This is a genomic window from Yersinia sp. Marseille-Q3913 (assembly GCF_963892745.1).
In the GTDB taxonomy this organism is placed as follows: domain Bacteria; phylum Pseudomonadota; class Gammaproteobacteria; order Enterobacterales; family Enterobacteriaceae; genus Yersinia; species Yersinia bercovieri.
In genome coordinates this window covers 1-17,921 of the sequence record NZ_CAWQAF010000077.1, presented here as the reverse complement: position 1 = coordinate 17,921, position 17,921 = coordinate 1, and the positions used below count along the sequence as shown (strand labels likewise).

Genomic DNA, 17,921 nt, shown 5'->3' with positions numbered 1-17,921 from the left:
CTACGAGAACTGCGAAGTGTTACGCAATTGTTGAAATCCCTATCTTGCTGATAGTGAATTTATACGCTAGGTTGTCCATGATTGTATATACAACTTAATTTCGTCTGTTTTTTTAGGGAGTGAGATTGTGTCAGAAATTCACTGCGACAGCCTGTGGTACGGCGCCGATATCGTGACCATGTGTGGTGGGAAGTATCACCTGATACCGCAAGGTGCGATGGCGGTGACTGACGGTAAAATAGTCTGGATTGGGTCATATAGCGAATTGCCCGCATTTAATGCCTCACGTGAAGTCGCCTATCAAGGTGGCCTGATTACCCCCGGATTGATTGATTGCCATACTCATCTGGTTTTTGGTGGTGATCGCAGCGCTGAATTTGAGCAACGCCTTAATGGCGTTAGCTATGCTGAAATTGCGGCCAAAGGCGGCGGCATTATCTCCACAGTCAAAGCCACGCGAAATACCAGCGAACAACAACTGCTGGAACAAGCTCTATTTCGCCTAAAACCGCTGCTTGCGGAGGGCGTGACCTGCATTGAGATTAAGTCGGGTTACGGCCTTGACCTTGAAAGTGAAATGAAAATGCTGCGGGTGGCTCGTCAGTTGGGTGAATTACTGCCTGTCACGGTTAAAACAACTTGTCTGGCAGCCCATGCTTTACCGCCAGAGTTTGCAGGCCGGGCTGATGACTATATTGATTTCGTTTGCCATACCATTATTCCGCAAGTTGCCGCAGAGGGGCTTGCCGATGCCGTTGACGCTTTTTGTGAGCATTTGGCATTTTCACCCACACAAGTTGAACGTGTATTTTTTGCCGCACAGCAAGCAGGTTTACCCGTCAAGCTACATGCTGAACAGCTTTCTGCACTGAATGGCAGCACACTGGCCGCCAGGTATCATGCGCTCTCCGCCGATCATCTCGAATATGCAACCGAGTCAGATGTTCAGGCAATGGCTAAAGCGGGGAGTGTCGCTGTGTTACTGCCGGGGGCCTATTATCTGTTGCGGGAAACACAGTGCCCCCCAATCGAATTGTTCCGCCAATATAGTGTACCAATGGCCTTAGCCAGCGATGCTAATCCAGGAACGTCCCCTGTGCTCTCCTTGCGTTTGATGCTAAATATGGCGTGCACATTATTCCGCATGACCCCAGAAGAAGCGCTGGCAGGTGTGACTTATCATGCGGCTCAGGCTCTTGGCCTGCAAGAGACTCAGGGCACGCTGGAAACAGGTAAATTAGCAAACTGGGTTCATTGGTCATTATCTCACCCTGCCGAATTGGCTTATTGGCTGGGTGGTCAATTACCTGCGACTGTCGTTTTCCAGGGAGAGGCGCGCCCATGAATATCACCGTTCCTTTGAGTTTCTGCGCAGGTAAACTGCCGTTATTAATCAGTATTCCTCATGCAGGAACACGGCTGACACCTGCCGTTGCAGCGGGTCTGTCAGACGTGGCTCGTCCTTTATCCGATACCGACTGGCATATTCCTCGTCTCTATGATTTTGCCCATGAAATGGGGGCCAGCATAGTGATTGGTAATTACTCTCGCTTGGTGGTTGATCTCAATCGGCCAGAGGATGATCAACCGCTATATACCACCGCGACGACTGGCTTGTTCCCTGAAACACTTTTCGATGGCCGCCCTTGCTTTATGCCAGGTAAAACGCCGTCACCGCAAGAGCGTCAATCTTACCTGCAACACATTTGGCGACCCTATCATCAGCAACTTCAATCAGAGCTGGAGCGCCTTAAAAACCAGTTTGGCTATGTGATGCTGTTAGATGCTCACTCGATTGCCTCGGTTATCCCGAGATTGTTTGCGGGGCAACTGCCAGATTTGAACTTTGGTACTAACAGTGGGGCCAGCTGTGCGCCTTCATTAAGTGAGCAGTTGCTTGAATGTTGCCAACATCACTCCTTATTCAGCCATATATTAAATGGTCGTTTTAAGGGGGGGTATATCACTCGAGCTTATGGATCACCTCAGCATCATCAACACGCGGTGCAGCTGGAGTTATCGCAGCTCAACTATATGTCTGAAACCGAGCCTTATCCCTACCTGCCAGAGCGGGCGACTCATTTACAACAATTACTCCAACAGCTGATTAATAGAATGTTGTTATGGGGTGAGGACTATTATCAGCGCTGAATTATCGTAAGTGATTTACCATCACTTATTGGAATGATTGAATTGATAGTGATTATTGAAAAGCAAAAAAGGCGGGGGTTATCCCGCCTTCAGACTGCTGACAAACCCCGATGGCGCGATCTGGAACGGAGGGATGGGTAGAAGAGTAAAGCGTCCGCGCCAGGGATGGCGCGGCTCGAGCCTCCAGGGAAGCTTTTTTTTTCAAAGGACAGACGGCGTCTTTACGATCTACCTATTTCCTCCGCAACCGGTACTTTGTCAATAACCTCAAGGCGGGGTTATCCCGCCTTTTTAATTCACCAATTTCCGACACAGAAAAGGGTAATAACAACTGCTTAAATTAACTTAGAAACGGTAAGTCAAGTTAACTGCAACAGTATCATCAGTACCCAGACCCAGTGGGTTGTTTTCATCCAGCAAGTTAATCTGGTAGTCAACATAGGTGAACATGTTTTTGTTGATGTAGTAAGTCACACCGATTTCAGCATATTTCAGCAAATCAGCATCACCGACAACTGACAGATCTTTGCCTTTTGACTGAACATAAGCGATTGATGGGCGAATACCATTTTCGAACTGGTACTGAGCAACCAACTCTACGTTCTGAGTTTTGTTTGCAATCAATGCCTTATATGGGGTCATATTCAGCGTTTCGCCGTACATTGCTGCGATGTAAACCTGGTTTGCATCGTATTTCAGCGCAGTTGCCCAAGCTTGAGCTTTGTCACCGGTAGCGCTGTTAGCCAGATTTTTCTGACCCAGAGTACGGTTGGAAGAGGAGTATGCTGCTACGAAGCCAACACCGCTGCCTTCAATATCTTGATAATCAACAGATAAGCCAAAACCGTCGCCGTTAGCTTTCTGAATTGCGCGCTCGTTCTTAGTGGTATCGCCATCGTCATTGCGGCCTTGATACTGCGCTGCAACATTCAGACCTTTAACCAGACCGAAGAAGTCAGAATTACGGTAAGTTGCCAGACCGGTAGAACGGCCAGTCATGTAGTTATCGGTGTAAGCAATTGAGTCGCCACCAAATTCTGGCAGCATGTCGGTGTAAGCCAGTGCGTCATAAACTACGCCGTAGTTACGGCCGTAATCAAAAGAGCCAAATTCAGCAAATTTCAAACCAGCAAAGCCCAGACGAGTTTTATTGCCTTTATCGCCCTGAGATTCGGCATTGCTTGCTGCAACGTTATATTCCCACTGGCCGAAACCGGTCAGTTGGCTATTAATTTGTGTTTCGCCTTTAAAGCCAAAACGAACATAAGTCGCATCTGAGTTATTATGATTTGTAAAAAGGTATTTAGCGGCTACGCGACCATAAAGATCCAGTTTATTGCCATCTTTATTATAAATCTCTGCTGCGTTTGACAGAGTAGGAACCATACTCAAGGTGACCGCTAAGGCCAGCACACTGCGCTTCATCATTATTTTTTCCTTTAAATTTTAATAAAATTAACCCGCCGGGCTAAATTGGCTTTAGCCTCATAAAAGTTAATTTTTAATTTTTTATAGTTACCTGTCTTGTAAAGCGAATAGACATTATCACTAAGCACGAAAAGTTAAAACGGTAAATTTGAAGATATATACGTTTAAACAGGTAATCAATTGTAACAAAATGTGTTTTAAGGAACTTTTTATAACTTGTTGATTATAATAAATTTTAAGTAATTACATATAATCAAAATAGTGCATTAGCACCAATTCAGTGCAAAGTCATTTCCATTTGTTTCTTTTTTGTTCTATTTAACAATAAGATTTGTAAAATGCAGCGAATATCACAGTTCCATTGCACTTTTTTATATATCCACTGCTATTTAATGGATATATAAAACACAAAAAATGAGCCATTAAATGTCACATTTGGTGCAGCAAGCATAAGTTGAATTAATAAATATATAAAAAGTGTCTCTTTGATTCGTTATGACTTAGCCATTTTTTATTAATAGTGAAAGAGTGGACTAGAATGGAAGAAGACCTTTTTTAATTTAATGAATAAAAAATGAGCCATTGTCTTCCCTGGCCCATTTTTTTGTATGCTAATAAAAATATATTGCTTTTAATTTAGCTTAAGTAATAGTTCCGCTCGTGATATTACCCCGTGTCACTATCCAGCCCGGTATTGGTAATCGCCCCTTACTTATAGTGTCGGTAACTCACATTCATCCATTTGCACCAACATGATCCCGGCACGTAACCCCATCGCGACCCGTGGATTGGGAAATAAGATCCATTCCGCCTCATGCTGAACATGATAATGTTCATTGGGTTGTTCTGTCAGCAGTGTGCCGTGCTTGAAACGGGTAAAGTTCAGCGTGTCATCCGCCACCAAAAGTTTAAAGTCTGGGTGCTGTTTAAGCAGTGATTTAACCACCCGATAGAATATCATCGCCTCTGTCGAGCGCTTAGAGAGTTGCTCACCACTGACTAATGCCCTTAATCCCGCAATAATCGCACTAAATTGCGCGAGTTGATTTTGACCAAATGGCAGCGCCTTTCCTAGTTCCAGCGTGCAACTTGCCGCCAGACAGTGCTCACTACTGAAGTGGGCAAAGGTTCCCCCCGCCGAGGTGTGCATCACCAGTGCATCCAGTTCAATATCTTGTAACCAGCGCAGCATTGCCGCAGAGTACGGCGCGGACTGGTAGGGTAATAAACCAAAGCGGGTATGATGGGAACCTCGGATCGCGGTGTGTAAATCATAATGCAGCCGTATTGATTGGTTATCCGCATCAAAAAAATCAACCATCACCTGTTCGAGAAACGCCGCCCTTGCTGGCTCCTCCCCCGCTGAGTAGCTCTGATGACGCCCGCCAAACATGCGGTTGATATCCGCAATGAGGTAGCGCTCACCGGCTCTGATTGCTGGCGGATTACCTAATATCACCAGCAAACAGGCCGTCAGTGGCAATTCGCCCATCAATAACTCGGCGACTAATTGATTAATGATCTCAATTGGCGCGGTTTCATTTCCATGGATCCCGGCAGAGAGTACCACCGACTGCGTGTAACCCCCATGGGGCGTCAACATCAATACCCCTTCGCCTAGCCATTGCCATTTGAGGTTTGCCGTTTCACCTTGAGTGGTTTGCGGTGAATGGCCCGAGAGTGTCACCGACAAGAAATCTGGCATTATCCTTCCCTCTGCTTTGCGCCTAATCCCGTTGGAATGGGTATACCGAGCCAAGATTGAGTATCCGCGTCAGTTCATCCAAAGCTTGCCGCCCCTCTTGCAATAGCTGCGGGTCTGCTAAGTCCTTAAATTGCAAGTGATCACGATAATGCTGATCAACCCAATTATTCAGCGCAACAAACAGTGCTGGGGTCATCATCACTCGGCTATTAACGGCAGCTAGCTCAGTGTTATTCAACGCCACACGTAACCGTAAGCAGGCAGGACCACCGCCATTGCGCATACTTTCACGCAGATCGAATACCCTGACCTCATCAATGGGTCCGCCACTATTTATCAGCTCGGACAGATACCGCCACACCGCAGGGCTATCTTGTGACTCCTGTGGGATAACCAGCAGCATTTTGCCGTTGGGTTTGCTCAGTAACTGGCTGTTAAACAGGTAGGTCGATACCGCATCAGCCACTGATACCTCAGTGGCCGGCACTTCAATAGTGATCAGCTGTTGTTCAACACGCTCCATTTTGCGGCGAATATCATCCATCACCTGAATATCTGGCACAAATGCATGTTGATGATGGAACAACACATTTTGATTGCTGACCGCGATGACATCATTGTGAAAGACCCCTTGGTCAATCACGGCGGGGTTTTGCTGCACAAAGGCAGTCCGCTCAGGCGATAACTGGTGCAAGCGCGCGACAGCCTGACTGGCTTCGAGTGTTTGGCGGGTAGGATAGCGGCTCGGGCTGCTGCCAGTTTCCAGCCCTTTACGGCCATAGACAAACAGCTGGATCGCCGGGCTATTATACTCGCCGCCCAGCCGATTGTGATTAGCCGCCCCCTCATCGCCAAACAGTTCGACAGCGGGCAAAGCATCGTGATGAACAAAGTGGCGATGGTTATTGAACACCGCTTTTAACAGTGCAGAGGTGGTATCCACCTCAATCGCCCGATGAAATTTATTATTCAAATTGGCAACAGTGAAGTGGACTCGGCCATCACTGCTGTCCGCTGAGGGGGAGACCGTCGCGGCATTAGCGGTCCACATCGAAGAGGCGGAGCTGACCGCTGATAACAGGCGCGGTGATTTGCGGGCCACTTCACTCAACACTTGCTCATCAGAGCCGCTAAAACCCAACTGCCGCAGCACCCCGATTGCCGGGCGCTCCTGTGGCGGCAAAACGCCCTGTTTGTAGCCTAAATCAGCCAGCGCCTTCATTTTTAGCAGCCCCTGCTTGGCGGCTAATCGAGGGTTAGAGATGCTATTTTGATGGGTCGTCGAGGCTTCATTGCCAAAAGACAATCCAGCGTAGTGATGTGTCAGCCCAACCAATCCATCAAAGTTAACTTCATATCCTGCCATCATGTTCTCCCTGTGCGGATCAGTGTTTGTCGGGGAAATCAATGTTTGTCGGGTAAATCAAAACAGATCCCCGGTGATAAAGTCGCGGGCAGTGTCAGGCTCTCACTTTCGAGTGATGCCATTGGCCAGGCACAATAATCAGCGGCATAAAATGCACTTGGCCGATGGTTACCCGAGGCACCAACCCCACCAAAGGGCGCAGCACTGGAGGCTCCCGTCAGCGGTTTGTTCCAGTTAACAATCCCCGCCCGAGCTTCCAGCAGCAGTTGCTCAAATTGTTGGCGATCGTCAGAGACCAGACCAATGGCTAACCCGAAGCGGGTTTGATTAGCAATCTTCACTGCTTGAGTAAAATCGTGGTAGCGGATCACACTGACCAGCGGGCCGAAATACTCCTCATCGGGAGCCGCCGCGATACCGGTGATATCAATGATACCGGGCGTCAATACTGCACTTTGGCTGTCGGGGCGCGTCATGGTGAGTAGTGGTTTACCGCCTAAATCCAGCAAATGTTGTTGTGCTGCCAGCATCTTTTCGGCTGCCTGCGATGAAATCACCGCGCCCATAAAAGGGGCCGGTTGCATGTCCCAGCGACCAATGCGCAGGGCTTTGGCGACGGCGACAAATCGTTGCAAAAAGGCATCGCCTGCCGCACCCGTTTTCACCAACAGGCGGCGAGAACAGGTGCAGCGCTGTCCGGCGGAGATAAACGCGGACTGAATCGCGAGATTTACCGCCGCATCACGGTCGGTGACCTGCTCGACGATCAGGGCATTGTTCCCCCCCATCTCCAGCGCCAGAATTTTTTCCGGCTGCCCCGCCAACTGGCGATGTAAGTGGTAACCGGTGTTCGCGCTGCCGGTGAACAGTAAACCATCAATATCGGGTTGTGCCGCCAGCGCTTCGCCAGTTTCTCGCCCGCCCTGCACTAAATTGAGCACGCCGTCAGGTATGCCAGCCAACTGCCATAATTTGATGGTCTCTTCTGCCGTCACTGGTGTCAGTTCACTGGGCTTAAACACCACAGTATTACCGGCCAATAGTGCCGGCACGATATGCCCATTGGGCAGATGTCCCGGGAAATTGTAAGGGCCAAACACCGCCAGGACACCATGAGGCCGATGACGTAGCACCGAGAGACCATCGGCCATCGGGGTTTGACTGCTGCCAGTGCGGGTTTGATAGGCTTGCAACGAAATGGCCACTTTGCCCATCATCGCCTGCACTTCCGTCAGGGTTTCCCAGTGCGGCTTACTGGTTTCGAGGCTAATGGTGCGCGCCAGTTGTTGCTTATGCTGCTCGAGTAAGGCGGCAAAACGTTGCACCACCGCCACACGTTGTTCCAGCGGCGCACGCGCCCAGGCAGGGAAAGCGCCCCGTGCGGCGTGACAAGCCGCCGCGACATCCTGAGGGTCAGCGGCTCGCGCCTGCCACAAAAGTTGCTGGTCCATGGGGTCGTGTTTGTCAAAATGGGCACCCTGGCCGGTGCGCCATTCACCCTGAATAAACAGTGCAGGATGGGTCATTTTTTTATCTCCGGAGCAAAGAGGCTCACTATCCGAACCGAATCACCCGCCGTGACACCTAGCGCAGCCGCATTTTTAGTGGTTAAGTGCAGCGATTCGTCTGATAGATGAGTGTGAATCAATATTGAGCGGAAATGTTGGTAATGGTCATTCGCCACTAAATAGGCGGTGCCACTCGGGTCAATATCGATATCATCGATAACCACTTTTCGCATACTGCTGTCACGCACAGCGCGCACTTCATCAGTGTTGGCTTCCAGTGTTGGGCCGCCATCAAAGATATCCACGTAACCTTGATATTGTAGCCCTTCAGTCTCCAGAACTGCCCGTGCGGGTGCGGTGTGGGGATGAACCTGCCCGATCACTGCCCGCGCCTCCGCCGCCAGAAAATCCACATACAGCGGGTGCTTAGGCATTAATTCAGCAATAAAAGCTTTTTGCCCAGTACCACTGAGGTAATCGGCTTTGGCGAATTCAATCGAGAAAAAGTGGCGACCAACATTCTCCCAAAATGGCGAGCGGCCCTGTTCATCCGTGTAGCCCCGCATCTCGGCAATGACTTTGCGGGAGAAATAGTGGCGAAAGGCCGCAATAAATAGAAAGCGCACTTTTGATAAGAAGGGGCCGTTTTTATTGATGCGATATTCAGGATCGAGAAACAGCGTGCACAGTTCGCTATACCCGGTGTGGTCATTGCTGAGAAATAGGGTCGGGACCGATTTGTACACATTGAGCGTTTTGGATGCATGTACCAGCGTCCCGACGCGGAAGTTGTACCAGGGATCATTCATTCCGACCGCCACTTCGATGGCGCTGACACCCACCACTTTATCTCGCTCACTATCTTCCAGGACGAACAGATAGCCCTGATCGCCCGCAGTCAAAGCACCTTGCCAGGTATTTATCGCGCGCTCAATGCGAGCGGCGAGGTGTGGCTCATTTTGTGGCAGTGAAGTCATGCCAACGCCAGTTTTTCCTGCCAACTCAAGGATATCGGCTAAATCTCGGCGCTCTACCGGGCGAATGATCATCATATTCAAGGTCCCTTGCTGACTGCATAAATGTTACGACTTAGCCTTTCGACACACCTGCTCAATCCCCAAGGCGAGCCGGGCCAAACCTTCCTTAATATCCTGCTGAGAAATAATCAGTGATGGCGCAAAACGCACCACATCAGGGCCGGCAATCAGCGCAATAAGTCCATGCAGGGCTGCGGCCTGAACTATCTCTTTGGATTTACCGGCATAATCACTGTTAAGCACACAGCCAATGAGCAAACCGCGCCCACGTATTTCAGCAAAAACTTTGTGGCGGGCATTGATTTCAGCCAATCCATCCAGGAACCACTGGTGCCGCTCTTTCACCCCCGCCAGCACCGCCGGGGTATTGATCAGTGACAAAACCGTACCGGCAACCGCGCAGGCCAGCGGGTTACCGCCATAGGTGGTGCCATGACTGCCGACATTCAGCGCACTGGCATATTTTGTGGTGGTTAGCATCGCGGCAATCGGGAAGCCGCCACCTAAGGCCTTGGCACTGGTCAGGACATCCGGCGTCACGCCGTAATGCATATAGGCGTAGAGTTCGCCGGTGCGGCCGACCCCAGTCTGCACCTCATCAAAAATCAGCAGTGCATTATGGCGATCACACAAGGCCCGCAAGCCGTGCAGAAACTCGCGATCGGCTGGCAATACGCCACCTTCGCCCTGAATAGGCTCGACAATCACCGCGCAAGTTTGGTCCGTGATCAGCGCCTGGGCAGAGGCCAGATCATTGAAAATACCGTGACTAATCCCCCCCGGCAGCGGCGCAAAATCCTGCGAGTATTTCGGCTGCCCACCCGCAGAGACGGTAAACAGCGTGCGGCCGTGAAACGCATTTCTAAACGCCACAATCTGATTCTTCTCGCCCTGCTGCCCCGGCTTATTGGCAAAATTATCCAGCGCATATTTGCGCGCCAGTTTCAGCGCCGCCTCATTGGCCTCGGCCCCTGAGTTGCAGAAGAAAACTTTCTCGGCAAAAGTTGCATCGATCAGCTGCTTCGCCAGACGCAGCACCGGTTCGTTGGTATAGCCGTTGCCCAGGTGCCACACTTTGTCGGCTTGCTCAATCAGTGCCGCCTTGACCGCTGGATGCCCATGCCCCAACGCATTGACGGCAATACCACCGGCAAAATCGATATATGATTTGCCCTGCTGATCCCACAGTGTCGCCCCCTCTCCCCGCACGATAATAAAATCTGCTGGCGCATAGGTTGGGACGATCCATTCATCAAAAGAGTGTCGGGTAACCGGGATTGGCTGTTCCATAATGGCCTCTTTAATCAGCGTAAATATTGGGTTGAGAGATCTATCATTAGGCTTGGCTGATGCCAGTCAACAAAAATCTCTTATTCTGGTAACAATAAAGAATGAAATATATTCACCTGATATAAAGTGTACAGCAGCTTTCGTGCCACACCATAAGACATGTGAATAAAATGTATAAATTCCATTAAAACAATAATTTAATTTGCATAATTATGCATATTAGCCGCATTCATTCTGTATTTTAGTGGTTAAATTGACCAACAAGGTGGGTTTGGCGAGAAATTATATGCATTTGTGATCAATTTTGATTTTTGCTCTGTCAGATCACAGTTTGGCAACACAAAAATAACAATCGATATTGCTACCGCCCTATAAATGAGCAGTGAATGCTTCAATTGAGTGCATTTCTACTGTGGATATAAAGGGTATTGCAGCAAGAAATAGGGATGTTATGCATCATAGAGGGGGAAAATTACCGTAATATGACTAGCGGATAATGCTATTTTGGCCCCATTTTCTGGAGCCATTTGCTGCGGCACAGCGATTTGAACACCGTGAGGGTTAGCGGAAGCGGCTATTATCGGCACCATGGGTGAGTTGGTTAATCAATTGCGCCAAGATCTGGATTGCCTTTTGGCTTTGCTCTGACCAGGCAAAAGAGGCATTGAGTCGAAAGCAGTGATCAAACTGATTACCGGTGGTGAACATCCTGCCGGGAGCAATGCTGACGCCCTGCGCCAGCGCGCGCCGATATAATTCGCTGGCATTAAAAGGGGGTTCCAGCTCCAACCACAAAAAATAGCCCCCCGCAGGATGGCTGATTTTGACATTTTTAGGGAAATGCTCAACCACCGCCTGCCGCATCGCGTTCAATCGCTGCTCCATTAAGCGGCGTAAGCGGCGCAGATGAGTATCGTAACCGCCTTGAGTGAGATAATCCGCAATCGCCAACTGGGTCGGGACGCTGGCCGAAACCGTGCTCATCAGTTGCAAATGTTGGATCCGCTGCGCATGTTCCCCAGCGGCGACCCACCCCACACGGAATCCCGGTGCCAGACATTTTGAAAAAGAGGAGCAGTGCAGGATCTGCCGATGTTGATCGAGCGCTTTGGCCGGTAATGGGCGCTCCGCACCAAAGTACAATTCACCATAAACATCATCTTCAATCAGCGAAATATGGTGCTGTTGCAGCAGCGCCACCAGCCGTTTTTTCTGCGGCCAGGAGATTGAGCACCCTAGCGGATTCTGAAAATGGCTCATTAACCAGCAAGCTTTGATGGGATATTGGCTGATGACCTGCTCTAGGGCATCAAGATCCATGCCATGCTGTGGGTGCGTGGTGATGAAAATGGCTTTTAACCGCAGGCGCTCAATCGCCTGCAATGCACCATAAAAAGCGGGCGACTCAAGCACCACCCAATCTCCGGGCTGCGTCACCGCTTGCAAGCTCAAGCTCAGTGACTCCATCGCACCGGCGGTAATCACAATTTCTTCCGGTGAAACGTTCATTCCACTGGCGGCATAGCGCTGGGCAATATTGCGCCGCAAACTTTCATTGCCCGGTGGCAAGTTGGTCACCGAACTTTGTGGCGATATCTTGCGGGCGACACTGGCCAGCGCACGGGATAAGCGGGGCTGTAGCAATAAGTTCGGATCAGGAAATGCCGAACCAAAGGGCATGATGGCCGGATCTTTACCTGCTTGTAGTACATCAAAAATAAACGCATTAATGTCTACTTGCTCATCCAGATGCAGTTTTTTCCCGCGCTGTGGCTGCGGCAGTTGTGTCGGACGTGAGGCAACATAGTACCCCGATTGCGGGCGGGCGACGATCCACCCCTGGCTTTCTAGCAGCTGGTATGACTGCACCACGGTCATTAAACTTAAGCCAGATTGCTTACAACTCTCCCGCAGCGACGGCAGTTTGTCGCCCGCCTGCCAGACTTTGGATTCTATTTGCGCCCGTATTTGTTGCGCTAACTGTTCGTATCGAGTCATAGGCCAACTGTTATAGGTAAGATTGAATTAATTGTCACTATTATAGCCACTTTAACTTATGGTTAACTAACTGCCAAGTTTAGGCCCTGAAATAATCGCCTGTGGCTCGCCACACTGGGCTTGATTCATTTTATCGATTGATGAGGCAGCACCATGTTTGCAGCGAGGTCATTATGTTTGGCTTAACCGCTCTCGAGTTGGCCCGGATCCAATTCGCTTTCACCATTTCGTTCCATATTATCTTCCCCGCCATCACAATCGGGTTAGCCAGCTTTCTGGCGGTATTAGAAGGTTTATGGTTAAAAACCAAAAATGAGGATTACCGTGATCTTTACCATTTTTGGTCAAAAATCTTCGCCGTCAACTTTGGTATGGGGGTGGTTTCCGGCCTCGTCATGGCCTACCAATTTGGCACCAACTGGAGCTTTTTCTCACAATTTGCCGGCAGTATCACCGGCCCCCTGCTGACCTATGAAGTGCTGACCGCCTTCTTCCTCGAAGCCGGTTTCCTCGGTGTGATGCTGTTTGGCTGGAACCGTGTTGGCCCCGGCTTGCACTTCTTTGCCACCTGTATGGTGGCGCTCGGCACCCTGATGTCCACCTTCTGGATCCTCGCCTCCAATAGCTGGATGCAGACGCCGCAAGGTTTTGAAGTCATTAATGGGCAAGTGGTGCCGGTTGACTGGCTGAAAGTGATTTTCAATCCCTCCTTCCCTTATCGGCTACTGCATATGTCAACCGCCGCGTTTTTAGCCTCCGCTTTCTTTGTCGGGGCTTCCGCCGCCTGGCATTTACTGCGCAAGCGGGATACTCCAGCTATGCGGAAAATGCTGTCGATGGCGATGTGGATGGCGCTAATTGTCGCCCCATTACAGGCGGTAATTGGTGATGCCCATGGCTTAAATACCCTCGAGTATCAACCGGCTAAAATTGCCGCCATTGAGGGCCACTGGGAGAATAAGCCCGGTGAAGCCACGCCATTGATTCTGTTCGGTTGGCCCGATATGAAGCAGGAGAAAACCCATTTCGCAGTGGAAATACCCTATTTAGGTAGCCTGATCCTGACCCACAGTTTGGAGAAACAGATCCCGGCATTGAAATCTTTCCCGCCAGAAGACCGCCCAAATTCCACCATTGTGTTCTGGTCGTTCCGCATCATGGTCGGGCTAGGTATGTTGATGATTTTGGCTGGTTTTTGGAGTTTATGGCTCCGCTGGCGTGGTAGTTTGTATCAGTCGCGCCCTTTTCTCTATTTCGTGCTGTGGATGGGGCCGTCAGGGCTGATTGCCATTCTGGCTGGCTGGTTTACCACTGAAGTGGGCCGCCAGCCGTGGATTGTTTATGGTTTGCAGCGCACAAGTGATGCGGTGTCATCTCACGGCGAGATGCATATGAGCATCAGTTTGCTGGTATTCATCGTAGTTTATGGTTCGGTATTTGGCGTGGGCTACGCCTATATGATGCGGCTGATCCGCAAAGGGCCAACGGCCCATGAAGGCAGCCAGCAAGATCACGGTGGCCCAGGGCAACACAATACTCCCGCCCGACCACTCTCGGCAGTCAGTGAGCCATTTGATGCGGATAGCAGCCCATTGCCAACTGACCACCAACCAAATAGGAGCTAATGATGGGTATTGATCTTCCACTGATTTGGTTTGTCATCATTGTATTCAGCACCATGATGTATGTGGTGATGGATGGTTTCGATTTAGGGATAGGCATCCTGTTCCCGCTGGTCAAAAACAGTCGCGACCGGGATTTGATGATGAATAGCGTCGCACCGGTTTGGGATGGTAACGAAACCTGGTTGGTGCTGGGAGGGGCGGCGTTATTGGGGGCTTTCCCGTTAGCCTATGCGGTGATTTTGGATGCACTGGCTATCCCGCTGACCCTGATGCTGTTGGGCTTGATTTTTCGCGGCGTGGCATTTGAATTCCGTTTTAAAGCCAGCCCTGAGAAACAGCATATCTGGGATAAAGCCTTTATTGGCGGCTCGCTGATTGCCACCTTTACCCAGGGTATGGTGGTCGGGGCCTTTATTCATGGCTTCCCGGTGACCGGCCGCAGCTACAGTGGTGGGCCGTTTGACTGGTTGACCCCCTTTGCCCTGTTTTGTGGCATCGGCTTGGTGACGGCCTATGCGCTACTCGGCTGCACCTGGCTGATTATGAAAACCGAGGGCCATCTACAGCAGGTGATGCATAAACTGGCAACCCCACTGACATGGGGGATGTTGCTTATTATTGCCGTCATTAGTCTCTGGACACCACTCGCGCATCCCCAAATTGCCGCGCGCTGGTTCAGTTTGCCGAATCTGTTTTGGTTCCTGCCGGTGCCCATATTGGTGTTACTGGCCAGTTGGGCCTTGCTGCGCGCCGTCAATCGTGGCGGTCATTACGCCCCCTTCCTGCTGACACTCTTACTGGTGTTTCTGGGCTATAGCGGCTTAGGTATCAGCATCTGGCCCTATCTTATTCCACCCGCCATTACCTTATGGCAAGCGGCAGCCCCTGCGCAGAGCTTAGGATTTATGCTGGTTGGCGCGCTATTTATCATCCCCATTATTCTGGTTTATACCTTCTGGAGCTACTACGTATTCCGCGGGAAAATCAATCACGAACAGGGCTATCATTGAATGATTAAATCACCATCACCTGCTGAACCGAAGAGATCGCCCTGGTGGCAGCGCCTCGGTTGGATGCTTATTATCTGGTGCGGTAGTGTACTGGCACTATTGGCGGTTTCCATGCTGTTCCGTATGATGATGACGGCGGCCGGGATGAAGTCTCATTAGCGCTAACATTTCACCCTTAAAACCGTTAAGGTTGCAGGCTAATTAGACTAGAGATCCCACTTTATGAAACGTTACCTTATCCCACTGGTGAATCAGATCTCTTTACTGATGATACTGCTGGGTATGCTGGGGCTGGCGGGCATGACGATTTCGTCGTGGATGGCGCAAAGCATTCAGGGTAATGCCCACGCCATCAATAAAGCGGGTTCACTGCGTATGCAAAGTTATCGGCTGCTCTCTATGGTGCCGCTGGATGACCGCGATTTACCCTATCTGGTGGCACTGGAGCAGGACAAAACCAGCCGTGATTTGCAGCAAGCCCTAAAACGGGAAGGTTTGACCAATCAATATCTGCAAATCGAACACTACTGGCAAAACACGCTAAAACCACAGTTGCTGCAAGCCAAACACCCTGACGAGGTGGCTGCCAGTGTGGCTGATTTTGTCCACCAGCTTGATGCGCTGGTATTAGCCATTGACCATAAAACAGAGCAGCGGCTGCTGCTGGTAACACTGATTCAACTGGTTTTCATCATTCTGACGCTGGGCCTGCTGTTAGCCACTATCTACTATCTGCGCCGCCGCTTATTGCGACCATGGCTGCAATTAATCTCGATGGCGAATGCAATCGGGCGCGGTGACTTCAGCAAGCGCTACACCCTGGCCAATCAACGTGACGAGATGGGTATGCTGGGGACCGCATTGAATCGAATGTCGCAGGAACTGTCGCTGATCTACAGTGATCTGGAGCAGCGAGTGGCGCAGAAAACCACTGATTTACAACAGAAAAACCAAGTTTTAGCCTTTCTTTACCACAGCAGTCGCCAGCTCCATACCCATCAACCACTGAGTGAACGACTGGTCCCGGTGATTGATCAGTTGCAAGCACTAACGCCGTTGGAAAATGTGCAGATCTGTTTGTACGGCAATCATCTTTACCGTGCTCACCTCACGGATAATATGGATGGTGAATATTTACCGCCGCAAAATAGCCCAACGCGATCAGCTGTCCCAACACAATTAACCATCAGCAGTGCATTCAGCGGTGCCAGTCAGGTGACATCACGGGAATCACTGAGTTGGAGCCTGAGTGATAAGCTCGGCCAATATGGGTTATTACTGGCGAAGTTACCCACGGATACCCCCCTCAATTCAGACCAACAGCAGTTGATTACCATGTTGGTCGAGCAACTGACCAGTACATTAGCGCTGGAGAGCCAGGCCAGACATCAGCAGCAACTATTGTTGATGGAGGAGCGCTCATCCATTGCGCGCGAACTGCATGACTCCATCGCGCAATCCCTCTCTTGCCTGAAGATACAAGTGAGTTGCTTGCAGATACAGACGCCGGACTTGCCCGCTCCCAGCAAATTATTGATACAGCAAATGCGCGATGAACTTAATATCGCCTATCGCCAGTTACGTGAGTTGCTGACCACATTCCGCCTGAAGCTCAATGCCGCGACCTTACATGCCGCCCTCCAGAGACTGGTCAATGAGTTCAGCGAACGGGCCAATCTGCCCATTACGCTCGATTTTAATCTGGCCTCAGATGCGGTGCCTGATCATCAGGCTATTCATATGGTCAATATTGCCCGCGAAGCGCTGAACAATATCTATAAGCACGCCCATGCCAGTAAGGCCGAGGTCAAGGTGGTGGCTGAGGAGGGTGAAGTCGTGATGTCCATCATCGACAATGGCTGTGGAATTGGTCAAGCCAGTGAGCGGCCTAATCATTACGGCCTGATGATTATGCAGGATCGCGCCACCAGCTTACATGGACAGTGCGACATTCGTCAGCGGGAAGAAGGTGGGACGGAAGTGCGGGTGCAATTTAGCCCGGATAATGATGATCTTGACTGACCTTTGGTATCAAAACCGCCAGTCAGCGCCTTTTATTAGCTAAATTTGGTAATCAATGACCATCTCCTCTGTGGCCCCTGCCAGCACTTTTTCTTTGATATCATACAGGGAGAGTGTTGGGTTACAGAGCTGGATAAAGAACCAGATAAAGTTACGTTGTAACTGGCCTCGTTTTAGCCCCAACCAGACGGTATTAGCATCAAATAAGTGCTCTGCATTCAGTCGTACCAACCCCTTATCACGATCAGCCTCATAGGACATATCCGCCAGTATCCCCACCCCCATGCCCAGCTCAACATAGGTTTTAATCACGTCAGAATCTTGCGCGCTAAGCACAATGTTTGGTGTTAACCCTTCGTTTTTAAAGGCATTATCCAGACGTGAACGGCCTGTAATGCCCTGACGATAGGTAATTAATGGCAAGCTGCTCAAAGTTTCCAAGGTGATATTGGCTTCTTGGGTTAGCGGGTGATTTTCTGGCACCACTATCGCGTGGTGCCAGCGATAATAGGGAAATACCGCGACGGACTCATCACTCATCAATAGCTCAGTGGCAATGCCAATATCGGCTTCGCCGGAGTGCAGCATAGCGGTAATTTCTTGTGGATTACCCTGACTAATCACTAACTTCACCTGAGGATAGAGTAAGCGAAACTCTTTAATCACCCTCGGCAAGCTATAGCGCGCTTGTGTATGGGTAGTGGCAATATGTAACTGCCCACTATCATTATTACTAAATACATCGGCCAGACGACGAATTTGATTAGCATCATTCAACATG

At 50.2% G+C, this 17,921-nt stretch carries 14 protein-coding genes; 6 read left to right on the top strand and 8 right to left on the bottom strand.

The annotated features are described in order from the left end of the window. Window positions 1–124 precede the first annotated feature (124 nt). Window positions 125–1,345, top strand: a complete 1,221-nt coding sequence (gene hutI, locus AACW11_RS18255; protein WP_212585191.1) for an imidazolonepropionase — start codon at window positions 125–127, stop codon at window positions 1,343–1,345. Further along, window positions 1,342–2,151, top strand: coding sequence for an N-formylglutamate deformylase (gene hutG / locus AACW11_RS18250; protein WP_212585066.1), 810 nt, complete (start codon window positions 1,342–1,344; stop codon window positions 2,149–2,151). The genes hutI and hutG overlap by 4 nt, the downstream gene beginning before the upstream one ends. A gap of 345 nt (window positions 2,152–2,496) precedes the next feature. Here the strand turns inward: hutG and AACW11_RS18245 are convergent, their stop codons facing one another. The 7 genes from AACW11_RS18245 to AACW11_RS18215 all read right to left on the bottom strand — a co-directional run bounded on the left by AACW11_RS18245 (window position 2,497) and on the right by AACW11_RS18215 (window position 12,483). Next, a complete protein-coding gene (locus AACW11_RS18245) occupies window positions 2,497–3,579 on the bottom strand; it encodes a porin (protein WP_283048999.1) in 1,083 nt (360 codons plus the stop codon). A gap of 712 nt (window positions 3,580–4,291) precedes the next feature. Then, window positions 4,292–5,284, bottom strand: a complete 993-nt coding sequence (astE, locus tag AACW11_RS18240) for a succinylglutamate desuccinylase (RefSeq protein WP_212585065.1) — start codon at window positions 5,282–5,284, stop codon at window positions 4,292–4,294. A 22-nt stretch (window positions 5,285–5,306) separates the two neighbouring features. Further along, window positions 5,307–6,650, bottom strand: a complete 1,344-nt coding sequence (gene astB / locus AACW11_RS18235) for an N-succinylarginine dihydrolase (protein WP_212585189.1) — start codon at window positions 6,648–6,650, stop codon at window positions 5,307–5,309. Between the two features lie 38 nt (window positions 6,651–6,688). Beyond that, entirely contained in the window at window positions 6,689–8,176 is a 1,488-nt protein-coding gene (gene astD / locus AACW11_RS18230) for a succinylglutamate-semialdehyde dehydrogenase (protein ID WP_212585064.1), read from the bottom strand. Next, window positions 8,173–9,210 (bottom strand): arginine N-succinyltransferase, encoded by a 1,038-nt coding sequence (gene astA / locus AACW11_RS18225; protein WP_212585063.1) that lies wholly within the window; start codon window positions 9,208–9,210, stop codon window positions 8,173–8,175. Before astA ends, astD begins: the two co-directional genes overlap by 4 nt. A gap of 30 nt (window positions 9,211–9,240) precedes the next feature. After that, window positions 9,241–10,485, bottom strand: coding sequence for an aspartate aminotransferase family protein (locus AACW11_RS18220; RefSeq protein WP_212585062.1), 1,245 nt, complete (start codon window positions 10,483–10,485; stop codon window positions 9,241–9,243). Window positions 10,486–11,046: 561 nt separating this feature from the next. Next, complete coding sequence (locus tag AACW11_RS18215) at window positions 11,047–12,483, bottom strand: aminotransferase-like domain-containing protein (protein ID WP_212585061.1); 1,437 nt, start codon at window positions 12,481–12,483, stop codon at window positions 11,047–11,049. A 173-nt stretch (window positions 12,484–12,656) separates the two neighbouring features. On the opposite strand from AACW11_RS18215, the gene AACW11_RS18210 reads away from it, so the two are divergent. The 4 genes from AACW11_RS18210 to narX all read left to right on the top strand — a co-directional run bounded on the left by AACW11_RS18210 (window position 12,657) and on the right by narX (window position 17,140). Next, a complete protein-coding gene (locus tag AACW11_RS18210; RefSeq protein ID WP_212585060.1) occupies window positions 12,657–14,108 on the top strand; it encodes a cytochrome ubiquinol oxidase subunit I in 1,452 nt (483 codons plus the stop codon). Window positions 14,109–14,110: 2 nt separating this feature from the next. Next, entirely contained in the window at window positions 14,111–15,118 is a 1,008-nt protein-coding gene (cydB, locus tag AACW11_RS18205) for a cytochrome d ubiquinol oxidase subunit II (protein ID WP_212585059.1), read from the top strand. Then, window positions 15,119–15,277 (top strand): DUF2474 domain-containing protein, encoded by a 159-nt coding sequence (locus AACW11_RS18200; RefSeq protein WP_212585058.1) that lies wholly within the window; start codon window positions 15,119–15,121, stop codon window positions 15,275–15,277. A gap of 63 nt (window positions 15,278–15,340) precedes the next feature. Further along, window positions 15,341–17,140 (top strand): nitrate/nitrite two-component system sensor histidine kinase NarX, encoded by a 1,800-nt coding sequence (narX, locus tag AACW11_RS18195; RefSeq protein WP_212585057.1) that lies wholly within the window; start codon window positions 15,341–15,343, stop codon window positions 17,138–17,140. Between the two features lie 39 nt (window positions 17,141–17,179). On the opposite strand, the gene AACW11_RS18190 is transcribed toward narX, so the two are convergent. Then, a partial coding sequence (locus AACW11_RS18190) for a LysR substrate-binding domain-containing protein (protein ID WP_212585056.1) occupies window positions 17,180–17,921 on the bottom strand: 742 nt, incomplete at its 5' end.

What these genes read in the sequence shown, in the direction of transcription:
- hutG (WP_212585066.1), top strand. Translation starts at nt 1,342, where the DNA reads ATGAATATCACCGTTCCTTTGAGTTTCTGCGCAGGTAAACTGCCGTTA.
- AACW11_RS18245 (WP_283048999.1), bottom strand. Translation starts at nt 3,579, where the DNA reads ATGATGAAGCGCAGTGTGCTGGCCTTAGCGGTCACCTTGAGTATGGTT.
- astE (WP_212585065.1), bottom strand. Translation starts at nt 5,284, where the DNA reads ATGCCAGATTTCTTGTCGGTGACACTCTCGGGCCATTCACCGCAAACC.
- astB (WP_212585189.1), bottom strand. Translation starts at nt 6,650, where the DNA reads ATGGCAGGATATGAAGTTAACTTTGATGGATTGGTTGGGCTGACACAT.
- astD (WP_212585064.1), bottom strand. Translation starts at nt 8,176, where the DNA reads ATGACCCATCCTGCACTGTTTATTCAGGGTGAATGGCGCACCGGCCAG.
- astA (WP_212585063.1), bottom strand. Translation starts at nt 9,210, where the DNA reads ATGATGATCATTCGCCCGGTAGAGCGCCGAGATTTAGCCGATATCCTT.
- AACW11_RS18220 (WP_212585062.1), bottom strand. Translation starts at nt 10,485, where the DNA reads ATGGAACAGCCAATCCCGGTTACCCGACACTCTTTTGATGAATGGATC.
- AACW11_RS18215 (WP_212585061.1), bottom strand. Translation starts at nt 12,483, where the DNA reads ATGACTCGATACGAACAGTTAGCGCAACAAATACGGGCGCAAATAGAA.
- AACW11_RS18210 (WP_212585060.1), top strand. Translation starts at nt 12,657, where the DNA reads ATGTTTGGCTTAACCGCTCTCGAGTTGGCCCGGATCCAATTCGCTTTC.
- cydB (WP_212585059.1), top strand. Translation starts at nt 14,111, where the DNA reads ATGGGTATTGATCTTCCACTGATTTGGTTTGTCATCATTGTATTCAGC.
- AACW11_RS18200 (WP_212585058.1), top strand. Translation starts at nt 15,119, where the DNA reads ATGATTAAATCACCATCACCTGCTGAACCGAAGAGATCGCCCTGGTGG.
- narX (WP_212585057.1), top strand. Translation starts at nt 15,341, where the DNA reads ATGAAACGTTACCTTATCCCACTGGTGAATCAGATCTCTTTACTGATG.